Source organism: Nocardioides sp. Leaf285 (assembly GCF_001422955.1).
GTDB lineage: Bacteria > Actinomycetota > Actinomycetes > Propionibacteriales > Nocardioidaceae > Nocardioides > Nocardioides kribbensis.
The window spans coordinates 239,051-258,157 of the sequence record NZ_LMNH01000002.1 but is presented as its reverse complement, the minus strand read 5'-3'; the positions used below and the strand labels follow the sequence as shown (position 1 = coordinate 258,157).

The 19,107-nt window shown below is 73.2% G+C and carries 18 protein-coding genes; 8 read left to right on the top strand and 10 right to left on the bottom strand.

Features of this window, described 5'->3' with window-relative positions; translation table 11 throughout:
* The 4 genes from ASF47_RS06370 (at position 1) to ASF47_RS06355 (ending at position 5,840) form a co-directional block, all read left to right on the top strand.
* Complete coding sequence (locus ASF47_RS06370; protein ID WP_056863178.1) at positions 1-1,635, top strand: solute symporter family protein; 1,635 nt, start codon at positions 1-3, stop codon at positions 1,633-1,635.
* A gap of 142 nt (positions 1,636-1,777) precedes the next feature.
* The gene (gene acs / locus ASF47_RS06365; protein WP_056863177.1) at positions 1,778-3,757 is read left to right on the top strand and encodes an acetate--CoA ligase; all 1,980 of its coding nucleotides are present in this window, start codon (positions 1,778-1,780) and stop codon (positions 3,755-3,757) included.
* A gap of 205 nt (positions 3,758-3,962) precedes the next feature.
* A complete protein-coding gene (gene nhaA, locus ASF47_RS06360) occupies positions 3,963-5,309 on the top strand; it encodes a Na+/H+ antiporter NhaA (protein ID WP_056863176.1) in 1,347 nt (448 codons plus the stop codon).
* Positions 5,310-5,435: 126 nt separating this feature from the next.
* A complete protein-coding gene (locus ASF47_RS06355) occupies positions 5,436-5,840 on the top strand; it encodes a phage holin family protein (RefSeq protein ID WP_056863175.1) in 405 nt (134 codons plus the stop codon).
* A gap of 110 nt (positions 5,841-5,950) precedes the next feature.
* On the opposite strand, the gene ASF47_RS06350 is transcribed toward ASF47_RS06355, so the two are convergent.
* From ASF47_RS06350 to nth, 3 genes are read right to left on the bottom strand one after another with little or no spacing between them, the layout of a single operon-like run.
* Positions 5,951-7,141, bottom strand: a complete 1,191-nt coding sequence (locus tag ASF47_RS06350) for a MarP family serine protease (RefSeq protein ID WP_056863174.1) — start codon at positions 7,139-7,141, stop codon at positions 5,951-5,953.
* A 6-nt stretch (positions 7,142-7,147) separates the two neighbouring features.
* A complete protein-coding gene (locus tag ASF47_RS06345; RefSeq protein WP_056863173.1) occupies positions 7,148-7,855 on the bottom strand; it encodes an NUDIX hydrolase in 708 nt (235 codons plus the stop codon).
* Entirely contained in the window at positions 7,852-8,556 is a 705-nt protein-coding gene (gene nth, locus ASF47_RS06340; protein ID WP_056863172.1) for an endonuclease III, read from the bottom strand. Before nth ends, ASF47_RS06345 begins: the two co-directional genes overlap by 4 nt.
* A gap of 187 nt (positions 8,557-8,743) precedes the next feature.
* Here nth and ASF47_RS06335 point away from each other — a divergent pair, with 187 nt between their 5' ends.
* Positions 8,744-9,421 (top strand): Crp/Fnr family transcriptional regulator, encoded by a 678-nt coding sequence (locus tag ASF47_RS06335; protein ID WP_056863171.1) that lies wholly within the window; start codon positions 8,744-8,746, stop codon positions 9,419-9,421.
* 206 nt (positions 9,422-9,627) lie between these two features.
* Here ASF47_RS06335 and ASF47_RS06330 read toward each other — a convergent pair whose 3' ends face one another.
* The 5 genes from ASF47_RS06330 to ASF47_RS21555 all read right to left on the bottom strand — a co-directional run bounded on the left by ASF47_RS06330 (position 9,628) and on the right by ASF47_RS21555 (position 13,233).
* Positions 9,628-10,611: a DUF559 domain-containing protein gene (locus ASF47_RS06330; RefSeq protein WP_056863170.1), complete on the bottom strand. Its 984-nt coding sequence runs from the start codon at positions 10,609-10,611 to the stop codon at positions 9,628-9,630.
* A gap of 287 nt (positions 10,612-10,898) precedes the next feature.
* Entirely contained in the window at positions 10,899-11,720 is an 822-nt protein-coding gene (locus ASF47_RS06325) for an MBL fold metallo-hydrolase (protein WP_327138652.1), read from the bottom strand.
* Positions 11,721-11,729: 9 nt separating this feature from the next.
* The gene (locus ASF47_RS06320) at positions 11,730-12,608 is read right to left on the bottom strand and encodes an NUDIX hydrolase (protein WP_082500082.1); all 879 of its coding nucleotides are present in this window, start codon (positions 12,606-12,608) and stop codon (positions 11,730-11,732) included.
* The gene (locus tag ASF47_RS06315) at positions 12,608-13,084 is read right to left on the bottom strand and encodes a RidA family protein (RefSeq protein ID WP_200918976.1); all 477 of its coding nucleotides are present in this window, start codon (positions 13,082-13,084) and stop codon (positions 12,608-12,610) included. Before ASF47_RS06315 ends, ASF47_RS06320 begins: the two co-directional genes overlap by 1 nt.
* On the bottom strand, positions 13,081-13,233 hold the full coding sequence (locus ASF47_RS21555) for a hypothetical protein (protein WP_165699027.1): 153 nt from the start codon (positions 13,231-13,233) through the stop codon (positions 13,081-13,083). The genes ASF47_RS06315 and ASF47_RS21555 overlap by 4 nt, the downstream gene beginning before the upstream one ends.
* Before the next feature lie 202 nt (positions 13,234-13,435).
* Between ASF47_RS21555 and ASF47_RS06310 the strand changes: the two genes are divergently transcribed.
* Complete coding sequence (locus ASF47_RS06310; RefSeq protein WP_056863168.1) at positions 13,436-14,962, top strand: PTS fructose transporter subunit IIC; 1,527 nt, start codon at positions 13,436-13,438, stop codon at positions 14,960-14,962.
* An 88-nt stretch (positions 14,963-15,050) separates the two neighbouring features.
* Here ASF47_RS06310 and ASF47_RS06305 read toward each other — a convergent pair whose 3' ends face one another.
* Positions 15,051-16,361: an Nramp family divalent metal transporter gene (locus ASF47_RS06305; protein ID WP_056863167.1), complete on the bottom strand. Its 1,311-nt coding sequence runs from the start codon at positions 16,359-16,361 to the stop codon at positions 15,051-15,053.
* Between the two features lie 70 nt (positions 16,362-16,431).
* On the opposite strand from ASF47_RS06305, the gene ASF47_RS06300 reads away from it, so the two are divergent.
* Positions 16,432-17,442, top strand: a complete 1,011-nt coding sequence (locus ASF47_RS06300) for an ArsA family ATPase (RefSeq protein ID WP_056863166.1) — start codon at positions 16,432-16,434, stop codon at positions 17,440-17,442.
* A complete protein-coding gene (locus tag ASF47_RS06295) occupies positions 17,439-18,626 on the top strand; it encodes an ArsA family ATPase (protein WP_056863165.1) in 1,188 nt (395 codons plus the stop codon). The genes ASF47_RS06300 and ASF47_RS06295 overlap by 4 nt, the downstream gene beginning before the upstream one ends.
* A gap of 39 nt (positions 18,627-18,665) precedes the next feature.
* On the opposite strand, the gene ASF47_RS20595 is transcribed toward ASF47_RS06295, so the two are convergent.
* Complete coding sequence (locus ASF47_RS20595) at positions 18,666-18,977, bottom strand: WhiB family transcriptional regulator (protein WP_082500081.1); 312 nt, start codon at positions 18,975-18,977, stop codon at positions 18,666-18,668.
* Positions 18,978-19,107: the final 130 nt, after the last annotated feature.

Below are 19,107 nucleotides of genomic sequence, written 5' to 3'. Positions count from 1 at the left end.
ATGGACCACCAGGTGCTCACCACGATCCTGTTCCTCAGCGTCGTCGCGCTGACGATCGGGATCACCTTCTGGGCCAGCCGGCAGACCTCCGGCACGGCCGACTTCTACGCCGGCGGCCGCTCGTTCTCCCCAGTGCAGAACGGCCTGGCCATCGGCGGCGACTACATGTCGGCGGCGTCCTTCCTCGGCATCTCCGGGGCCATCGCGCTCTCGGGCTACGACGGCTTCCTGTACTCCATCGGCTTCCTCGTGGCCTGGCTGGTCGCGCTGCTGCTCGTGGCCGAGATGCTGCGCAACTCGGGGCGCTACACGATGGCCGACCAGCTGGCCTTCCGCATGCGCCAGCGCCCGGTGCGCATGGCCGCGGCGACCTCCACCGTGGTGGTGTCGATCTTCTACCTGCTGGCCCAGATGGTCGGCGCAGGCGCCCTGGTGGCGCTGCTGCTGGGCGTCGACGACCAGGCGGTCAAGAACATCGTCATCCTCGGCGTCGGCGCGCTCATGATCTTCTACGTCACCGTCGGCGGCATGAAGGGCACGACCTGGGTGCAGATCGTCAAGGCCGTGCTGCTCATGACCGGCTCGGCGCTGATCGTGGTGCTCGTGCTCGCGAAGTTCGACTTCAACCTCTCCGAGCTGCTCGGCACGGCCGCCAGCAACTCCGGTGCCGGCTCGGCCTTCCTCGAGCCCGGCCTGAAGTACGGCGCCACCGCGACCAGCAAGATCGACTTCATCAGCCTCGGCATCGCGCTCGTGCTCGGCACGGCCGGCCTGCCCCACATCCTCATCCGCTTCTACACCGTGCCGACCTCGCGCGACGCGCGGAAGTCGGTGCTGTGGGCCATCGGCCTCATCGGGGTGTTCTACCTCTTCACCCTCGTGCTCGGCTTCGGTGCCGCCGCCCTGCTGGACATCCCCGGCCTGCGCGAGTCCGGTGAGCTGGACGCCTCGGGCAACCTGGCCGCCCCGCTGCTGGCCGAGGCCGTCGGCGGCGGAGCCGGCTCCACGGGCGGTGCGGTGCTGCTGGCCATCATCGCGGCCGTCGCCTTCGCCACCATCCTGGCCGTCGTGGCCGGCCTGACGCTGACCTCGTCGGCGTCGGTGGCCCACGACATCTACAACAGCGTGATCAAGAAGGGCACCGCCAGCGAGGACCAGGAGATCAAGGTGACCCGCTGGGCCGCCGCCGGCATCGGCCTGGTGTCGATCCTGCTGGCCATCCCCGCCCAGAGCCTCAACATCGCGTTCCTGGTGGCCCTGGCCTTCGCCGTGGCGGCGTCGGCCAACCTGCCGACGATCATCTACAACATGTTCTGGAAGCGCTTCAACACCCGTGGCGCGCTCTGGAGCATCTACGGCGGCCTGATCTCGGCCGTCGGCCTGGTGGTCTTCTCCCCGGTCGTCTCCGGCAAGGGGCTCGACCCGACGGGCAAGAACCTGTCGCTGCTGCCGACCAGCATCGACATCTCGTGGTTCCCCCTGGAGAACCCGGGCATCGTCTCCATCCCGCTCGGCTTCCTGCTCGGCTACATCGGCACCATCACCTCCAAGGAGCCCACCGCGGAGGAGCGCTACACCGAGCTCGAGGTGCGCGCCCTCACCGGCGCCGGCTCGGAGAAGGCGATCTCGCACTGACCGCACCACCGCTCCGCCGGGCGCCGCGAGGCGCCCGGCGGGGCGGCACGACCCGCGGGCAACCGCGGGGCAACCGGCCCTCGCCACCCTGGGACCCGCGTCCTAGTGTGGCCAGCGCCACCCCGTCGACCCGGAGGAAACCGTGAGCGAAGAGACCCTGTCCAACCTGTCCCGTGAGGACCGCTCCTTCGAGCCCCCGGCCGAGCTGGCCGCCGCGGCGAACGTGGGGGCCGAGGCCTACGGGCGCGCCGCGGCCGACCCCGAGGCGTTCTGGGCCGAGCAGGCCGGCCGCCTCTCCTGGGAGCGCGAGTGGGACCAGGTGCTCGACTGGAGCAACCCGCCCTTCGCGAAGTGGTTCGTCGGCGGTCGCCTCAACGCCGCCTACAACTGCGTCGACCGCCACGTCGAGGCCGGCCGCGGCGACACCGTCGCGCTGCACTGGGTCGGCGAGCCCGAGGACGACACCCGCGACCTCACCTACGCCCAGCTCCAGGACGAGGTCAACCAGGCCGCCAACGCCCTGACCGCACTCGGCGTCGGCAGCGGCGACCGCGTCGCCATCTACATGCCGATGATCCCCGAGGCCGTCGTGGCCATGCTGGCCTGCGCCCGCCTCGGCGCTCCCCACACCGTGGTCTTCGGCGGCTTCTCCTCCGACGCCCTGGCCTCGCGCCTGGTCGACTGCGGCGCCAAGGTCGTCGTCACCTCCGACGGCGGCTTCCGCCGCGGCGCGCCCTCGGCCCTCAAGCCGGCCGTCGACGAGGCCCGCGCCAAGGCCGCCGAGCAGGACTTCGAGGTCGAGCACGTGCTCGTCGTGCGCCGCACCGGCCAGGACGTGGCGTGGGACGACGCCGTCGACGTGTGGTGGCACGACGCCGTCGCCGGCGCCTCCACCGAGCACGCCTGCGAGTTCTTCGACGCCGAGCACCCGCTCTACGTCATGTACACCTCCGGCACGACCGGCAAGCCCAAGGGCATCCTGCACACCACCGGCGGCTACCTCGTGGGCACCTCCTTCACCCACGACGCGGTCTTCGACCTCAAGCGCGACACCGACGTCTACTGGTGCACCGCCGACATCGGCTGGGTCACCGGGCACTCCTACATCGTCTACGGACCGCTCGCCAACGGCGCGAGCCAGGTGATGTACGAGGGCACCCCCGACGCGCCCTTCAAGGGCCGCTGGTGGCAGATCGTGCAGGACTACAAGGTGACGATCTTCTACACCGCCCCCACCGCGATCCGGACCTTCATGAAGCAGGGCCGCGAGATCCCCGACGGCTTCGACCTCTCCTCGCTGCGCCTGCTCGGCTCGGTCGGTGAGTCGATCAACCCCGAGGCCTACATGTGGTACCGCGAGGTCATCGGCGGCGAGCGCTGCCCCATCGTCGACACCTGGTGGCAGACCGAGACCGGCGCGATCATGATCTCGCCGCTGCCCGGCGTGACCGCCGGCAAGCCCGGCTCCGCGATGACACCGCTGCCCGGCATCGAGGCCGACGTCGTCGACGAGGCCGGCGAGTCGGTGCCCAACGGCTCCGGCGGCTACCTCGTGGTCAAGGGCCCCTGGCCCTCGATGCTGCGCACCCTGTGGGGCGACGACGACCGCTACGTCGAGACCTACTGGAGCCGCTTCCGCAAGCAGGGCTACTACTTCGCGGGCGACGGCGCCAAGAAGGACGAGGACGGCGCCATCTGGCTGCTGGGCCGCGTCGACGACGTCATGAACGTCTCCGGCCACCGCCTCTCCACCACCGAGATCGAGTCGGCGCTGGTCTCGCACCCCAAGGTCGCCGAGGCCGCCGTGGTCGGTGCCGCCGACGAGACGACCGGGCAGGCGGTGTGCGCCTTCGTCATCCTGCGCGACTCCGCCGGCGACGGCGGCGAGGACATCGTCGAGGAGCTGCGCAAGCACGTCGCCAAGGAGATCGGCGCGATCGCCAAGCCGCGCCAGATCATGGTGGTGCCCGAGCTGCCCAAGACCCGCTCGGGCAAGATCATGCGGCGCCTGCTCAAGGACGTCGCCGAGAACCGCCAGGTCGGCGACGTCACCACCCTGGCCGACAGCTCGGTGATGGACCTCATCTCCTCGGGCCTGCAGTCGGGCAAGGCCGACGACTGACCCCGCCCGACCAGGCCCGACACGGCCCCACCCGAGCGACCCCGTCGTACGACGCACCGGCCGCCGCCGCCCCCGGGCGACGGCGGCCGGTGCGTGTCCGGCCCCGGACGGGTGGTCCGGGCGGGGCCGTGCCGCCGGTAGCCTGGGGCCCAGGTGAGCCGGGAAGTCTGGTCGGCGCTCGCCCCGCCGACCCCTGAGGAGCCCCGTGCCCGACGCCCAGCAGCCCACTCCCCCGCCCGGTCCGACACCCGACCCGGCTCCGGGTCGCCAGCGCCTCTTCGCCCGCGGCTCCTTCCTCGAGCACTCCCGCGTCGCGGAGATCCTGCGCGCCGAGACCACCGGCGGCATGCTGCTCATCGCGGGCGCCGTGGTCGCCATCGTGTGGGCCAACAGCCCGTGGGCCTCGGTCTACGAGTCGATCCGCGACTACACCGTCGGCCCCTCGGCGCTGCACCTCGACCTCTCCCTCGGCACCTGGGCGGCCGACGGGCTGCTGGCGATCTTCTTCTTCGTCGCCGGCCTCGAGCTCAAGCGCGAGTTCGTCGCCGGCGACCTGCGCGACCCGCGCCGCGCGGCCCTCCCGGTCGCGGCGGCCGTCGGCGGCATGGCCGTGCCGGCCCTGGTCTTCGTGCTGTGGAACCTCGGCGGTGACGGCGACCTGCGCGGCTGGGCCATCCCCACCGCCACCGACATCGCCTTCGCCGTGGCCATCCTGGCCGTGATCAGCACCCACCTGCCCTCGGGCCTGCGCACCTTCCTGCTGACCCTCGCCGTGGTCGACGACCTGCTGGCCATCACCATCATCGCGATCTTCTACACCAGCGAGCTCGACCTGACCTTCCTCGCGCTCGCCCTCGTGCCGATCGCGGCCTTCGCCCTGCTGGTGCAGAAGCGGGTGTGGAAGGGCTGGCTGCTCATCCCCCTCGCCGTCGTCGCCTGGGCCCTGGTGCACGAGTCGGGCGTGCACGCCACGGTCGCCGGCGTGCTGCTCGGCTTCACCGTGCCGGTGCTGCGCCGCGACGGCCAGGAGGGCCCGGGCCTGGCCGAGCACCTCGAGCACCTCGTGCGCCCCATCAGCGCCGGTGTCGCCGTGCCGGTCTTCGCCTTCTTCGCCGCGGGCGTGACCGTCGGGGGGCTCAGCGGGCTGGTGGACTCCCTCGGCGACCCGGTCGCCCTCGGCATCGTCACCGGCCTGGTGGTGGGCAAGACCGTCGGCATCGTCGGCTCGACCTGGCTGCTGTCGACCTTCACCCGCGCCGACCTCGACGACGACCTCACCTGGGTCGACGTGCTCGGCATGTCGATGCTCGCGGGGATCGGCTTCACGGTCTCGCTGCTCATCGGCGAGCTCGCCTTCGGCCAGGGATCCGAGCGCGACGACCACGTCAAGGTCGGCGTGCTGGTCGGCTCGGTGATCGCCGCGCTGCTGGCCACCGTCGTCCTGCGCGGGCGCAACCGCGTCTACCGGCGCCTGTGCGAGGAGGAGGCCGAGGACCGCGACCTCGACGGCATCCCCGACGTCTTCCAGCGCGGCGAGCCCGGCACGCGCTGAGCCCTCCCCCTCGGCCTCACCCCCACGGTGGTGAGGCCGGGGGCCCGCGTTCTGTAGGGTCGGGCGGAGCAGTCACACACGTCGACGTCGGCACGCACGGCGCTGGAGCAGCGGGAGCACCCACACATGGCCATCGAACCGGTCAAGGACACCGACCCCACCATCGGCAAGCTGGTGGCCGACGCCAGCCGCGACATCTCCACCCTGGTCTCCAAGGAGATCGAGCTGGCGAAGTCGGAGCTGAAGGTCAGCGTCAAGGCCGGCGGCGTCGGCATCGGGCTCTTCGTGGCCGCCGGCGGTCTCGCCGTGCTGGCCGTCATCATGCTCTCGGTGGCCTTCGCCTACCTCATCAACTGGAACGGCGACGGCCTGGCCCTGCACTGGGCCTTCCTCATCGTCTTCGGCGCCTACCTGCTGCTCGCCGGCCTGCTCGCCTTCGTCGGCGTCAAGAAGGTCAAGCAGGTGCGCGCCCCCGAGAAGGCCATCGCCCAGGGCAAGGAGATCCCCCGCGCCCTCAAGGGCCAGGCCTGAGTCGGGCCTGAGCCAGGCCTGAGTCGGGCCTGAGCCAGGCCTGAGTCGGGCCTGAGCCAGGCCCGAGGCTCGCCCGGGGCCGGTCCCGGGTCCTGGCCCCGGCGCGGGTCTCAGCCCGCGCAGTCGCCGGTGTCGACGGCCGAGGCCGTGCCCCGGCCCCGCGCCGCGGTGTCGGCGACCTGGCCCGCCGTGAGGGCGTAGCCGGTGTCGTCGTCGGTCACCGAGGCGGCGAAGACGAGGCCCACGACGTCGCCGTCGCGCGCGACGATCGGGCCGCCGGAGTTGCCGGGGCGCACCAGCCCGCGCAGCGAGTAGACCTCGCGGATGACGGTGCCCTCCCCGTAGATGTCGGGTGAGCGCAGCCGCTGCTCGGAGCGGATCCGACCGGCCTGCTGGTCGTAGGGGCCGTCCTGGGGGTAGCCCAGGATCGCCACCGGGTCGCCCTCGGCCGCGGAGTCGTCGAGCGCGAGCGCGGCGCGGTCGCCGTCGAAGGCGATGACCGCGACGTCGACGTCGGGGTTGTAGACCACGACCTCGCCCGGCACCGACACGTCGCCCAGCATCACCTGGGGCTCGTCGACGCCGGCCACGACGTGGGCGTTGGTGAGCAGCCGGTCGCGGCCGTCGCCGAGGTCGGTGGCGTAGACGAAGCCGCTGCCCTCCACCCCTCGGCCGCAGGCGTTGGTGGCGCGCACCTTGAGCACGCTCGCGGCCGCGGCCTGGACGCCGGGGCGCGAGAGCATCCGCTGGTCGCCCGGGGCGACCTCGACGATCCGCTCGGGTGCGAAGGGCTCGAGGTAGCGCGGGAAGAAGCTCGTGCCGACCACGTCGTTGAAGGCCTGGAGCACGCCGCCGGCCGCACGCGGCAGCACGCCGTCGACCTTGGCGAGCACCTCCGAGCTGCGCACCAGCGGCGTCACGCCGTCGATGCGCGAGCCCGAGACGGCCACGCCCAGCGCCCAGGCGACCAGCAGCACCGCGGCGCCGCTGAGGGCCGCCCCGCCCACGGCGTCGACCGCGCGGGCCGGCTGCCAGGTGATGCGCGAGCGCAGCCGGGCCCCGGCGTACTGCAGCGCGGCCTGGCCGAGCGAGGCCGCCAGGATGACGATGAAGAGCGCGCCGAGGGAGACCAGCAGCGACGGGGCGGCGTCGCCCAGGGCGACGGGGGCCAGCCACACGCCGAGCAGGCCGCCGAGCAGCAGCCCGCCGGTGGCGAAGGCGCCGGTGATGAAGCCCTGCCAGTAGCCGGAGAGGGCGTAGGCGAGCACCAGCACCACGAGCAGCCAGTCGAGCAGGTTCATGGGGTCCTAGATGTCCTCGTGCGCCTCGGCGCGGTCCTCGATGTCCAGCATCCGCCCCTGCCGGGGCCGCGGCGCCCCCGCCACCATGTGCTCGGGCAGGTCCTGCAGGCGCGAGGTGTCCCACGGACGGGTCCAGCCGAGGTGGTCGAAGAGCCTCGAGACGATACCGCCCGTGAAGCCCCACAGCACGACGTCGTGCTCGGGGCCGATGAGGAAGCCGGGCCCGGTGAAGCCCGCGGGGTGGCGCACCTGCACGCGGTGGGTGGGGTCGAGCAGGTCCTCGATGGCGACGCGGTGGATCGCGTGGACCTCGGCGCGGCTGGCGATGCGCACGGCGACGTCGGCGCACCACCCGAGCACCGGCGTGACCGCGAAGTTGCTCGGCGGCAGCCACAGCTCCGGCAGCCGCCCGAAGAGCTCGACCGAGGCCGGGTCGAGGCCGACCTCCTCGTCGGCCTCGCGCAACGCGGCCTCCTCGACGCTCTCGCCGGGGTCGACCGAGCCGCCGGGGAAGGAGACCTGGCCGGGGTGGGAGCGCATGTCGTGGGCGCGCTCGGTCAGCAGGAGCTCGCCGCCGCGCTCGCCCTCGGCGAAGAGCATGAGCACGGCCCCCTGACGGGCGCTGCCGTCGGCGGGCGGTGTGAAGCGGGTGAGCTGCTCGGCGGTGATCTCCGAGGCGCCGCGCCTGACCGGCTCGAGCCAGTCGGGGATCACGCGGGTCCCTGGGTCTTCAGCAGCGCGCGGGCCGCCTCGGGGTCGGTGGGCCCCTCCCCGAAGGCCGGGCACCAGCGCGCGACCGGGCAGGCGCCGCAGGCGGGCTTCTTGGCGTGGCAGCAGCGCCGGCCGTGCCAGATCAGCCGGTGGCTGAGCATCGTCCAGTCGCGCTTCGGGAAGAGCGCCCCGATCGCGTGCTCGACCTTGACCGGGTCGGTCTCGCTGGTCCAGCCCAGCCGGCGGGCGAGCCGCCCGAAGTGGGTGTCGACGGTGATGCCCGGCACGTCGAAGGCGTTGCCGAGGACGACGTTGGCGGTCTTGCGACCGACGCCGGGCAGCTTCACCAGGTCGTCGAGACGGCCCGGGACCTCTCCGCCGTGGTCCTCGACCAGCGCCGCGCTGAGCTTGAGCAGCGACTCGGTCTTGGCCCGGAAGAAGCCCAGCGGCCCGACGATGCCCTCGAGGACCGCGCGGTCGGCCGCGGCCATGGCGCGGGCGTCGGGGTAGGCCGCGAAGAGGGTCGGGCGCACGGCGTTGACCCGACGGTCGGTGGTCTGCGCCGAGAGCACGGTGACCACGAGCAGCTGGAAGGCGTCGTCGAAGTCGAGCTCGCAGCCCGCCTCGGGGTAGGTCTCGGCCAGGGTGCGGTCGATCTTGCGGGCTCGACGCACCAGGCCGGTGGGGGTCTCGACGGCGGGCACCGGGTCAGCGTACGAGACCGTGCCGACACCGGGCCGACCCCGCACCGACCCCGCACCGACCCCGGACCCACCCCGCAACGGTCCCGGGGGCTCGCCGCGCCGAGGCCGGATTGCCCCTGTGAGGTTCCACACGGATAGGATCGTCGCGGTGGCTCTGCGCACGGCGGGCACAGATTCTGGAGGTTTCGTGGACAACGACGTACTTCGTCAGGCCCCGCTCTTCAGCGCCCTCGACGACGAGGCGGCCTCCGCGCTGCGCGCCTCGATGACCGAGGGCCGGATGCGGCGCTCCGAGGTGCTCTTCCACGAGGGCGACTCCGGCGACAAGCTCTACATCGTGCTCGACGGCAAGGTGAAGCTCGGCCGCACCTCCTCCGACGGCCGGGAGAACCTCCTCGCCGTGCTCGGCCCCGGCCAGATGTTCGGCGAGCTGTCGCTCTTCGACCCCGGCCCGCGCTCGGCCACCGTCACCGCCGTCACCGACGTCACCTACGCCTCGCTCTCCCACGAGGACCTGCTGCGCTGGCTCGAGGGCCGCCCCGTCGTCGCCCGCGGCCTGCTCACCCAGCTGGCCGGGCGGCTGCGCAAGGCCAACGACGTCGTCGCCGACCTCGTCTTCTCCGACGTGCCCGGCCGCGTCGCCAAGGCGCTGCTCGACCTCGCCGACCGCTTCGGCCGCACCGCCGACGACGGCGTCCACGTGCACCACGACCTCACCCAGGAGGAGCTCGCCCAGCTGGTCGGCGCCTCCCGCGAGACGGTCAACAAGGCGCTCGCCGACTTCGCCTCCCGCGGCTGGCTGCGCCTGGAGCCCCGCTCCGTCGTCATCATGGACGTCGAGCGCCTCTCCCGCCGCGCCCGCTGACCCCCGCTCCACCCCTCGGGCCCCCGCACGGGACCCTCGCTTGACCGCCCGCCGCTGCACCGATCACGCAATTGCGCGACGGTGCGCATGGCTGCCCAGCGCAATTGCGCCAGTTGCTCGACCAGGGCGAGCCCCGGGCTGCGCGGACCGCGCAAAGCTCCGAGCGGCGGGCCGCGTCATGGGCGCAATTGCGCCGCTTGCGCACCTCAGGTGGGGAAGTGCCGCTTCCAGGTCTCGTCCAGAGGCGGCACGTCGGGCCAGCCGCGCTCGACCAGCTGGCGACGGATCCGCTCCAGCGTGCGGCCCGGCTCGACGAACAGTCCGGACGCGGTGACGACGAGGATCCGGTACCCCGCATCGTCGAGCTCCTCGCGGCGCACCAGGTCGGACTGCCACTGCCGCGCGTCGTCGGCGTGCTGTCGCCCGTCGTACTCGATGACGAGCCGCACCAGCTCGTAGCAGAGGTCGAAGCGCCGCCACCACGAGCCGTCGTCGTGGCGGAGCACCACGTTGACCGCGGGCTCGGGAAGCCCCGCGAGCACGATCAGCAGACGGGTACGTGTCTCCTGCGGGGAGTCGACGCCGTCGCGGACGTAGGCCGCCGCCTCGCGCGCCGCCGCGGCGTAGTACTCCGTGCTGCGGTCGCAGGCCGCCCGGAGCTGGGCCGCCGTGACACCGCGCTGCGCGACCAACGCATCACCGAGCACGACGAGGTCGACCAGGGCCAAGGACCCCGCGAGCTGGATGAACGTGACCACCGGCGGGGTGGCGCGCACGCCTCGCGCCGTCATCACCGCCCGACCACGACCGGTGACGTGGGTCTTCAGGCCCGGGCGCGGCCGTCGGTGGCAGGCCTTGACCACGGTGACGTGCTCGAAGGGGTGCTCGGGCACCGGGAGGCCCCAGAGCCTGGCGGCACTGAAGTGGCTGGCGTACGCCGACGCCGGGTGCAACGCCAGCGCGGCCCGGATGGGGGTGTCGTCGTCCACGGCCTCGGTGTGCACCCACACCGACCGCAGCACCTGCCGGTAGCACCGGCGGCGCAGCTCGACGACTGAGTGGCCGGCGGCCAGGAAGGCCGCCGTCGTGAAGGGTCGCCCGAGGTCCAGGCCGGCCGGACCACCCGCCTCGCGTCCGGAGGAGGCGTCGGGGTCAGGGCCGGGCGCGGAGGGTGAGGTCGATCGGTCCATGCGCTCTTCATGCCCACTCGGGCACGACCGCTCGTACGTCGTCCACAGCCCGACACCGCCATGGGGCACGGGGGATGCGCCGCTGCCGGTCTTTGCGCTGTTCCGACCCCCCGGGACACGCCCAGGGTGCCCAGACCACGCAAAGCCCGGCGGCGCTTCCGGCACGACCGCCGCAATTGCGCGACCGGCGTCCCCGGATCACGCAATTGCGCCGATCCGCCGATCCGCCGATCCGCCGGTCAGGCTGCGGGAAGCAGACCGGCGCCACGAGTCAGCGTCCGGGGCGGCTAACCCTGGCGCCCCTGGCGCCCGTGCTCCAGGTAGGCCAGCTGGGCGCGCACGGACAGCTCGGCGGCCCCCCAGAGCACGGGGTCGACGTCGGCGTAGACGACCTCGACGACCCGGCGGGCGAGGTCGTCGGCGGCGCGCTCGGCGGGGGTGAGGGCGCGCAGCGCGTCCTCGACCTGCTCGAGGCGCGAGCGGCGGTGGGTGCGGTAGTGGTCGAGCACGGGCAGCGCCTGCTCGATGACCGGCCCGTGGCCGGGCCAGATGGCGGCGAGGTCGCGCTCGGAGGCCAGGGCGTGCAGCCGGTCGAGGGAGTCGAGGTAGGCACCGAGGCGGCCGTCGGGGTGGGCGACCACGGTCGTGCCGCGCCCCAGCACGGTGTCGCCGGTGAGCACGGCGGCCTCGGCGGGCAGCCAGAAGGACAGCGAGTCGGCGGTGTGGCCGGGCGTCGCCGCCACCCGCACCTCCAGGCCGTCGACCTCCACGACGTCGCCGTCGACGAGGCCCTCGGCGCCCAGGCAGAGCGCGGGGTCGAGGGCACGGACCCCGCAGCCCATCCGCTCGGCGAACTCGCGGGCCGCCTCGGCGTGGTCGTGGTGGTGGTGGGTCAGCAGCACCAGGCCGACCTCCCCCGCCGCCTCGGCGACGGCGTCGAGGTGGGAGGTGATCGACGGGCCGGGGTCGACGACGACCGCGCGGGAGGCGCCCGGCTCGCGCAGCACCCAGGTGTTGGTGCCGTCGAGGGTCATCAGGTCGGCGTTGGGCGCGAGCACGCAGCGGGCGCGCTCGCCGAAGGATCCCCCGGCCCACTCACCGAGCGGCACGACCACCGCTCACTCCCCCCGCTGGGCCCGTCGGGCGGCGACCAGCGGCCGCATCCGCTCGGGCATCGACAGCGTCCAGCCCTCGCCCAGCGGCTCGACGGTGGGGGTGAACATCGCGACCGAGCGCGACCCGGCCACGTGGAGCACCTCGTGCGGGTCGGCGTGGTCGCCGACCTCGAGGCAGGTGAGGTACGTCGGCGGCATCATCGCCAGCTCGCCGGCGTCGGCCCGGTCGGCGGCGACGCCGGCCGGCAGCCAGGTCACCGACGAGGACTCGCTCGACACGTCGCGGGTGCGCTGGCCCTCGGGCAGGAGCGCGACGAAGAACCAGGTGCGGTAGCGGCGCGGCTCGAAGACCGGGGTCAGCCACGCGTCCCAGACGCCGAGCAGGTCGGTGCGCAGCACGAGCCCGCGGCGCGTCAGCAGGTCGGTGAGCGCGAGCTCGCGCGCCTCGAGGGCCACGCGGTCGGCCTCCCAGTCCGCCGAGGTGGTGTCGGCGACGACGTCGTCCACGGAGGGCCCGGCGAGCAGCACGCCCGACTCCTCGAAGGTCTCGCGCACCGCGGCGCAGACCAGGGCGCGCGCCTTGTCCTCGTCGCAGCCCAGCCGCTCGGCCCACTGCGTGGGTGTCGGTCCGGCCCAGGCGACCTCGGCGTCGAAGTCGCGGGGGTCGACCCCGCCGCCCGGGAAGACGGCCATGCCGCTGGCGAAGGCCATCGTGGCCTGGCGCCGCAGCAGGTAGACCTCCGGGCCCCGCTCCCCGCCCCGCAGCAGCACGACGGTGGCCGCGTCGCGCGGCTCGACCGGCTCGCGGCGGCCCGCGGCGTACTCCAGCGCCACGGTCGCGACCTCGGCGGGCAGCGGCACGGGCGGGAGCGGGATCCGCATCAGGGGGCCACTTCCACCATGATCTCGACCTCGACGGGGGCGTCGAGCGGCAGCACCGGCACCCCGACGGCGGAGCGGGCGTGCACGCCGGCGTCGCCGAACACCTCGCCGAGCAGCTCCGAGGCACCGTTGGCGACCTGGGGCTGGCCGGTGAAGTCGGGGGTGGAGGCCACGAAGGCGACGACCTTGACGACGCGCACGACGCGCGAGAGGTCGCCGACCTCGGAGCGCACCGCGGCGATGGCGTTGAGCGCGCACTGCTGCGCGCAGGCGTAGGCCTCCTCCACGGTGACCTCGCCGCCGACCTTGCCGGTGGCCATGAGCTCGCCGCTGCGCATCGGCAGCTGGCCGGAGGTCAGCACCAGGTCGCCGGTGCGCACGACGGGCACGTAGACGGCCACGGGGGCGGCGACCTCGGGCACCGCCAGCCCCATCGCGGCCAGCCGCTCCTCGGGGGAGGTCCCCTGGGAGGTCACTGGGCGGGTCGCTTGAGGAAGGCGATCAGCCCGCCCTGGGCGTTGGTCTGGATGGTCACCAGCTCCCAGCCGTCCTGGCCGAAGTTGTTGAGCATGAGCGCTTCGTTGTGGAGCGGAATCGGCGCCACCTGGTACTCCCACTTGGTCATGCTCCGCACCCTACTCACGTCGCTGGGCCCGGACGGAGCACATGACCGGCCCGAGCCCGATCGCGCCCGTTCCGACACCCGAGCCTGTGGTTTTACCTGCGAACGTCTTGACGATCGGACGTGACCTGCCTCACTCTCGTCCGGAGGCCACGGGGGGTGGCCCACCCTCGGCCGCTCCGGCCACTGCTCGAAGGAAGTCCATATGTTCCTCATCGCCGTGACGTCGTGCCCCACGGGCATCGCGCACACCTACATGGCCGCCGAGGCCCTGGAGACCGCCGCCCGCGAGGCCGGCCACGAGATCGTGGTCGAGACCCAGGGCGCCGGCGGCGCGGTGCGCGTCAGCCAGGCCGACCTCGACCGCGCCGACGCCGTCATCCTCGCCGCCGACGTCGAGGTGCGCGACAAGCACCGCTTCACCGGCCTGCCCACGGTCGTCTCCGGCGTCAAGCGCGGCATCAGCGACCCCGCCGGGCTCATCCGCGAGGCCGAGGCCGCCGCCCGCGCCGGGGTCCGCACGAGCACCGCCACGAGCACCGCCACCAGCACCGTGCCGGGCGCCGCCGCGGCGCCCGCGACGAAGGTCGAGGCCGGCGGGTCGGTCGGCTCGCGGGTGCGCCAGTGGCTGATGACGGGGGTCAGCTACATGATCCCCTTCGTCGCCGCCGGCGGCATCATGATCGCGCTCGGCTTCATGCTCGCCCGGATCGCCGGCGGCGACCAGGGCGCCGTCGAGGTCACCCAGATCCCCGTCACCGACCTCATCGCGGGCTTCGACCCCACCTCCGGCATGGAGTGGGCCGCGCTGCTCTTCCAGGGCGGCGTGGCGGCGTTCGGCTTCCTGGTCGCGGTGCTGGCGGGGTTCATCGCCTACGCGATCGCCGACCGACCCGGGCTCGCGCCGGGCTTCGTCGCCGGAGCCCTCTCCGGCGTCGTCGGCGCCGGCTTCCTCGGCGGCCTGGTCGGCGGCTTCGTGGCCGGCTTCCTCGCCCTGGGCATCAGCCGTCTGCGCGTGCCCAAGGCCGTCGCCAGCCTCATGCCCGTCGTGGTCACCCCGCTGCTGGCCACCTTCGCCACCACGGTCGTGATGCTCCTCGTCATCGGTCGCCCGCTGGCCAGCGTGCAGACCGGCCTCACCGACGGCCTCGACAGCCTCAGCGGCGGCTCGATCGCCGTGCTCGGCGTCGTGCTCGGCCTGATGATGGCCTTCGACATGGGCGGCCCCGTCAACAAGACCGCCTACGTCTTCGCCACCGGCGGCCTCACCGCCTCGGCCATCGCCGACTCCAGCGCCGCCCTGACCGTCATGGCCGTCGTGATGGCCGCCGGCATGACCCCGCCGCTGGGCCTCGCCCTGGCCACCGTCGTGCGCAAGCACCTCTTCACCGAGGCCGAGCGGGAGAACGGCAAGGCCGCCTGGCTGCTCGGCGCCTCCTTCATCACCGAGGGCGCGATCCCCTTCGCCGCCGCCGACCCGCTGCGGGTGATCCCCTCGATCATGGTCGGCTCGGGCGTCACCGGCGGCCTCGTCGCCGCCTTCGGCAGCAAGCTCGCCGCGCCCCACGGCGGCATCTGGGTCACCCCTCTCATCAGCGGCATCCCCGGCTACCTCGTGGCCGTCGTGGTCGGCACCCTCGTGACCGCCGCCCTGGTGGTCGTCTCCAAGTCGCTGGGCCGCGGCCGCCAGGCCGTGCGCACCGCCGACGAGGAGCTCGCCCTGGTCGCCTGACCGCGCGCCGTCGGCGCAGGTTGGCCCCACTCTCCGCGGGCCCCGGGAGCAGCCCTCCCGGGGTCCGTGGCACGTCCGGGCCCGGCGCTCACAGGAAGGGCAGGTACGGCGCGAGCACGCCGCGCAGCTCGTTGAGCGCGAGTGCGGCGAAGAGCACCGCGCACAGCACCAGCAGCGAGTTGGAGAGCCAGCCGTTGCGCCACTGCTGCGGCACCTCGGTGTGCTCCAGCGCACCGTCGCGGCGCCGGTTGAGCAGCACCAGCAGGGTCACGGCGAGGAACGGCATGAAGAAGGCACCGAGCACGCCGTAGGCCAGGATCAGCCCCACCGGCCGGTCGAGCAGGAGCAGCAGCATCGGCGGGAAGGTCAGCCACAGCATGTAGGCGCGGAAGTACCGGCCACCGGTGCGGGTCGCCGGGTGGCCCGAGGGCAGGTCGCGCAGGTTGCCCCAGAAGTCGGCGAACATCAGGCTCACCCCGCTCCAGACCCCGATGAGCGAGGAGAACGACGAGGCCCAGAAGCCGACGAGGAACACGACGCCGAAGACCTCGCCGTAGCGGTCCTGCAGCACGTCGGCGAGCTGCACGAGACCCTGGTCGCCGGAGTCGATGGCGATGCCGGCGGAGTAGAGCAGCTCCGCGCCGACGATGAGCATCGAGACCACGAAGACTCCGGTCACGGCGTAGGCCACGCCGTTGTCGATGCGCATGACCTTCATGAAGCGCGGGGTGTCCCAGCCCTTCTCGCGCAGCCAGTAGCCGTAGGCGGCCAGCGTGATGGTGCCGCCGACGCCGCCCGCGATCCCCAGCACGTTGATGACCGAGTCGTCGGGGAAGATCGGGCGCAGGCCGAGCACGACCTCGCCGAGGTTGGGCAGCGTCAGCACCGCCGCGCCCACCACGGCGACGAACATCATCGCCACGAAGACCGTGATCACCTTCTCGAAGGTGCGGTAGGAGCCGAACCACACCAGCGCCAGGCCCACCAGCCCCGAGGCCACCGCGGTCCAGCGCAGCGACAGGTCGGGGAAGAGGGCCACCAGCGGCAGCGCCGTCGACGACATCGCCGTCGCGCCGTAGACCAGGCCCCAGACCACGATGTACGGCGCGAAGTACCAGGTCGTCCACCGGCCGAGGCTGCGCCAGCCCTCGAAGATGGTGCGCCCCGTGGCCAGCGAGTAGCGCCCGGCGCCCTCGACGAGCACCACCTTGATCACTGCCCCCAGCACGGCCACCCACAGCAGCGTGTAGCCGAACTTCGAGCCGGCCACCAGGGTCGCCACCAGGTCGGCGGCGCCGACGCCGGTGGCGGCGACCACCAGCCCCGGGCCGACCACCTTCCAGCGTGGCGCCTGGTCGGCGGCGGGCGGGGCGGAGCCGGTGCGGTCCGCGGCGGTCATCGACGGGTCCCGAGAAGAGCCATCGCCCCATCATGTCCCACCCCTAGGGCGTCACACCTAGGGTTGCCCCGTGAGTGCGCAGAGGCGGCCGGACTGGCCGAAGGTCAGGCTGCACGTCGTGACCGGCAAGGGCGGCACCGGGAAGTCCACCGTGGCCGCGGCCCTCGCGCTCGCGCTGGCCTCCCACGGCAAGAACGTCCTCGTCTGCGAGGTCGAGGGACGCCAGGGCATCGCCCGGATGTTCGACGTCGACCCGCTGCCCTACGAGGAGGTCCGCGTCGCGACCGGGCTGAGCACCGACCGCGGCGCCGGCACCGTGCACGCGCTGCACATCGACCCGGAGTCGGCGCTGCTGGAGTACCTCGCGATGTACTACAAGCTCGGCCGCGCCGGCCGGGCCCTCGACCGCTTCGGGGTGGTGGAGTTCGCCACCACGATCGCCCCGGGCGTGCGCGACGTGCTGCTCACCGGCAAGGTCTACGAGGCCGTCGAGCGCAACAGCCGCAACAGGAACGCCATCACCTACGACGCCGTGGTGCTCGACGCCCCGCCGACGGGTCGCATCTCGCAGTTCCTCAACGTCAGCGACGAGCTGGCCGGCCTGGCCAAGGTCGGACCGATCAAGAACCAGTCCGACACGATGATGACCCTCTTCCGCTCCCCGCGCACCGCGGTCCACCTCGTCACTGTGCTCGAGGAGATGCCGGTGCAGGAGACCCACGACGGCATCGAGGAGCTGCGCCGCGACGGCCTCCCCGTCGGCGGCGTCGTGGTCAACATGGTGCGCCCCCGCGACATCGGCGACGACGACCTGGCGGTGGCCCGCGCCGACGGCCTCGACCGCGACGCGCTGGCCGCCGACCTGGCCGAGGCCGGCCTGCCGGTGAGCGACCCGCTGCTCGACGGCCTGCTCCGCGTCGCCCACGACCACGCGGAGCGCCGCGCCCTCGAGGACGCCCAGCGCGCCCTCGTCGCCGACTTCGGCGTGCCGTCGTACGAGCTGCCGCGCCTGCCGGGCGGCGTCGACCTCGGCGGGCTCTACGAGCTGGCCGCAGCGCTGAAGGAACAGGGGATCGCATGACCCGCTCAGGACCCCGCGTCGGCCCGCTGGCCGGGCGCGCCTCCGCCGCCCCGCCCCTCGACGTCGACGCGCTGCTCGACGACACCACCACCGGCATCATCGTGTGCTGCGGCTCCGGCGGCGTCGGCAAGACGACCACCTCCGCCGCGCTCGCGCTGCGGGCCGCCGAACGCGGCCGGAAGGTGGTCGTGCTGACCATCGACCCCGCCCGGCGCCTGGCGCAGTCGATGGGCATCGAGGAGCTCGACAACACCCCGCGCCCGGTCACCGGCCTCGCGGAGGGCGCCACCGGGTCCCTCGACGCGATGATGCTGGACATGAAGCGCACCTTCGACGAGGTGGTCGAGAGCCAGGCCAGCCCGGAGAAGGCCCGCCAGATCCTGGAGAACCCCTTCTACGTCGCCCTCTCCAGCTCGTTCGCGGGCACGCAGGAGTACATGGCGATGGAGAAGCTGGGCCAGATCCACGCCGACGCCCAGCGCGACGGCACCTACGACCTCATCGTGGTCGACACCCCGCCCTCGCGCTCGGCGCTCGACTTCCTCGACGCGCCCGAGCGCCTCTCCAGCTTTCTCGACGGCCGCTTCATCCGGCTCATGCTGGCCCCGGCCAAGGGGCCGGCGCGGCTGATGACCGCGGGGCTCGGGATCGTCACCAACGCCCTCACCAAGATCCTCGGTGCTCAGGTGCTGCGCGACCTGCAGACCTTCGTGTCGGCGATCGACACCGTCTTCGGCGGCTTCCGCCAGCGGGCCCAGCGCACCTACGCCCTGCTGCAGGCCGAGGGCACGGCCTTCCTGGTCGTGGCGGCGCCCGAGCCCGACGCGCTGCGCGAGGCGGCGTACTTCGTCGAGCGGCTCAGCGGCGACCGCATGCCGCTGGCGGGCCTGGTCGTCAACCGCGCCAGCCCGGCCCCCGCCAGCGACCTGTCGGCCTACGAGGCCATGAGCGCGGCGGCCCGCCTGCGCGCGGGCCGCACCGAGGACGACCTCACCGCGGGCCTGCTGCGGCTGCACGCCGACCAGGTGCGCCTGGTCGAGCGCGAGGCCGGTCTGCGTGCCCGCTTCGCCGCGGCCCACCCCGGCGTCGCCACCGCCGTCGTGCCCGCCCTCGCGGGCGACGTGCACGACCTCGGCGGTCTGCGCCGCGTCGGCGAGCTGCTCGCCGAGGGCCAGGTCCACTGATCGGACGCCGGCGCCGTCTCGTCGGCGCCGGGTCGGGCCTCAGACCGTGACGTCGGCGGTGCGGGGCGCGGCCACGGGGGCCGGTGCGGCCTGGGTGCGGGCGGCCTCGAGGACCGAGCGCCACGAGGCGTTGGGCCGGCGGCGCAGGAGGGCGCGGCGCTCACGCTCGGTCATGCCACCCCACACACCCCACTCGATCTGGTTGTCCAGGGCCTCGGCGAGGCACTCGGTGCGCACGGGGCACCCGGCGCACAGCTGCTTGGCCTTGTTCTGCTCGGCCCCACGGACGAACAGCTGATCCGGCTGCGCGGCCCGGCAGGCGGCGCGCGGCGTCCAGTCTTCAACCCACATGATGATGTCCCCACATCGTCCGAGAGCAGGTGTGGCGTCCCCATGACGCACGATCCTGTGATCTCTTGGGTACAAGTTAAGGAACCGGGGCCGGCAGCGGACAGACTCGTTGAGGTCGAGCCGCATAGTC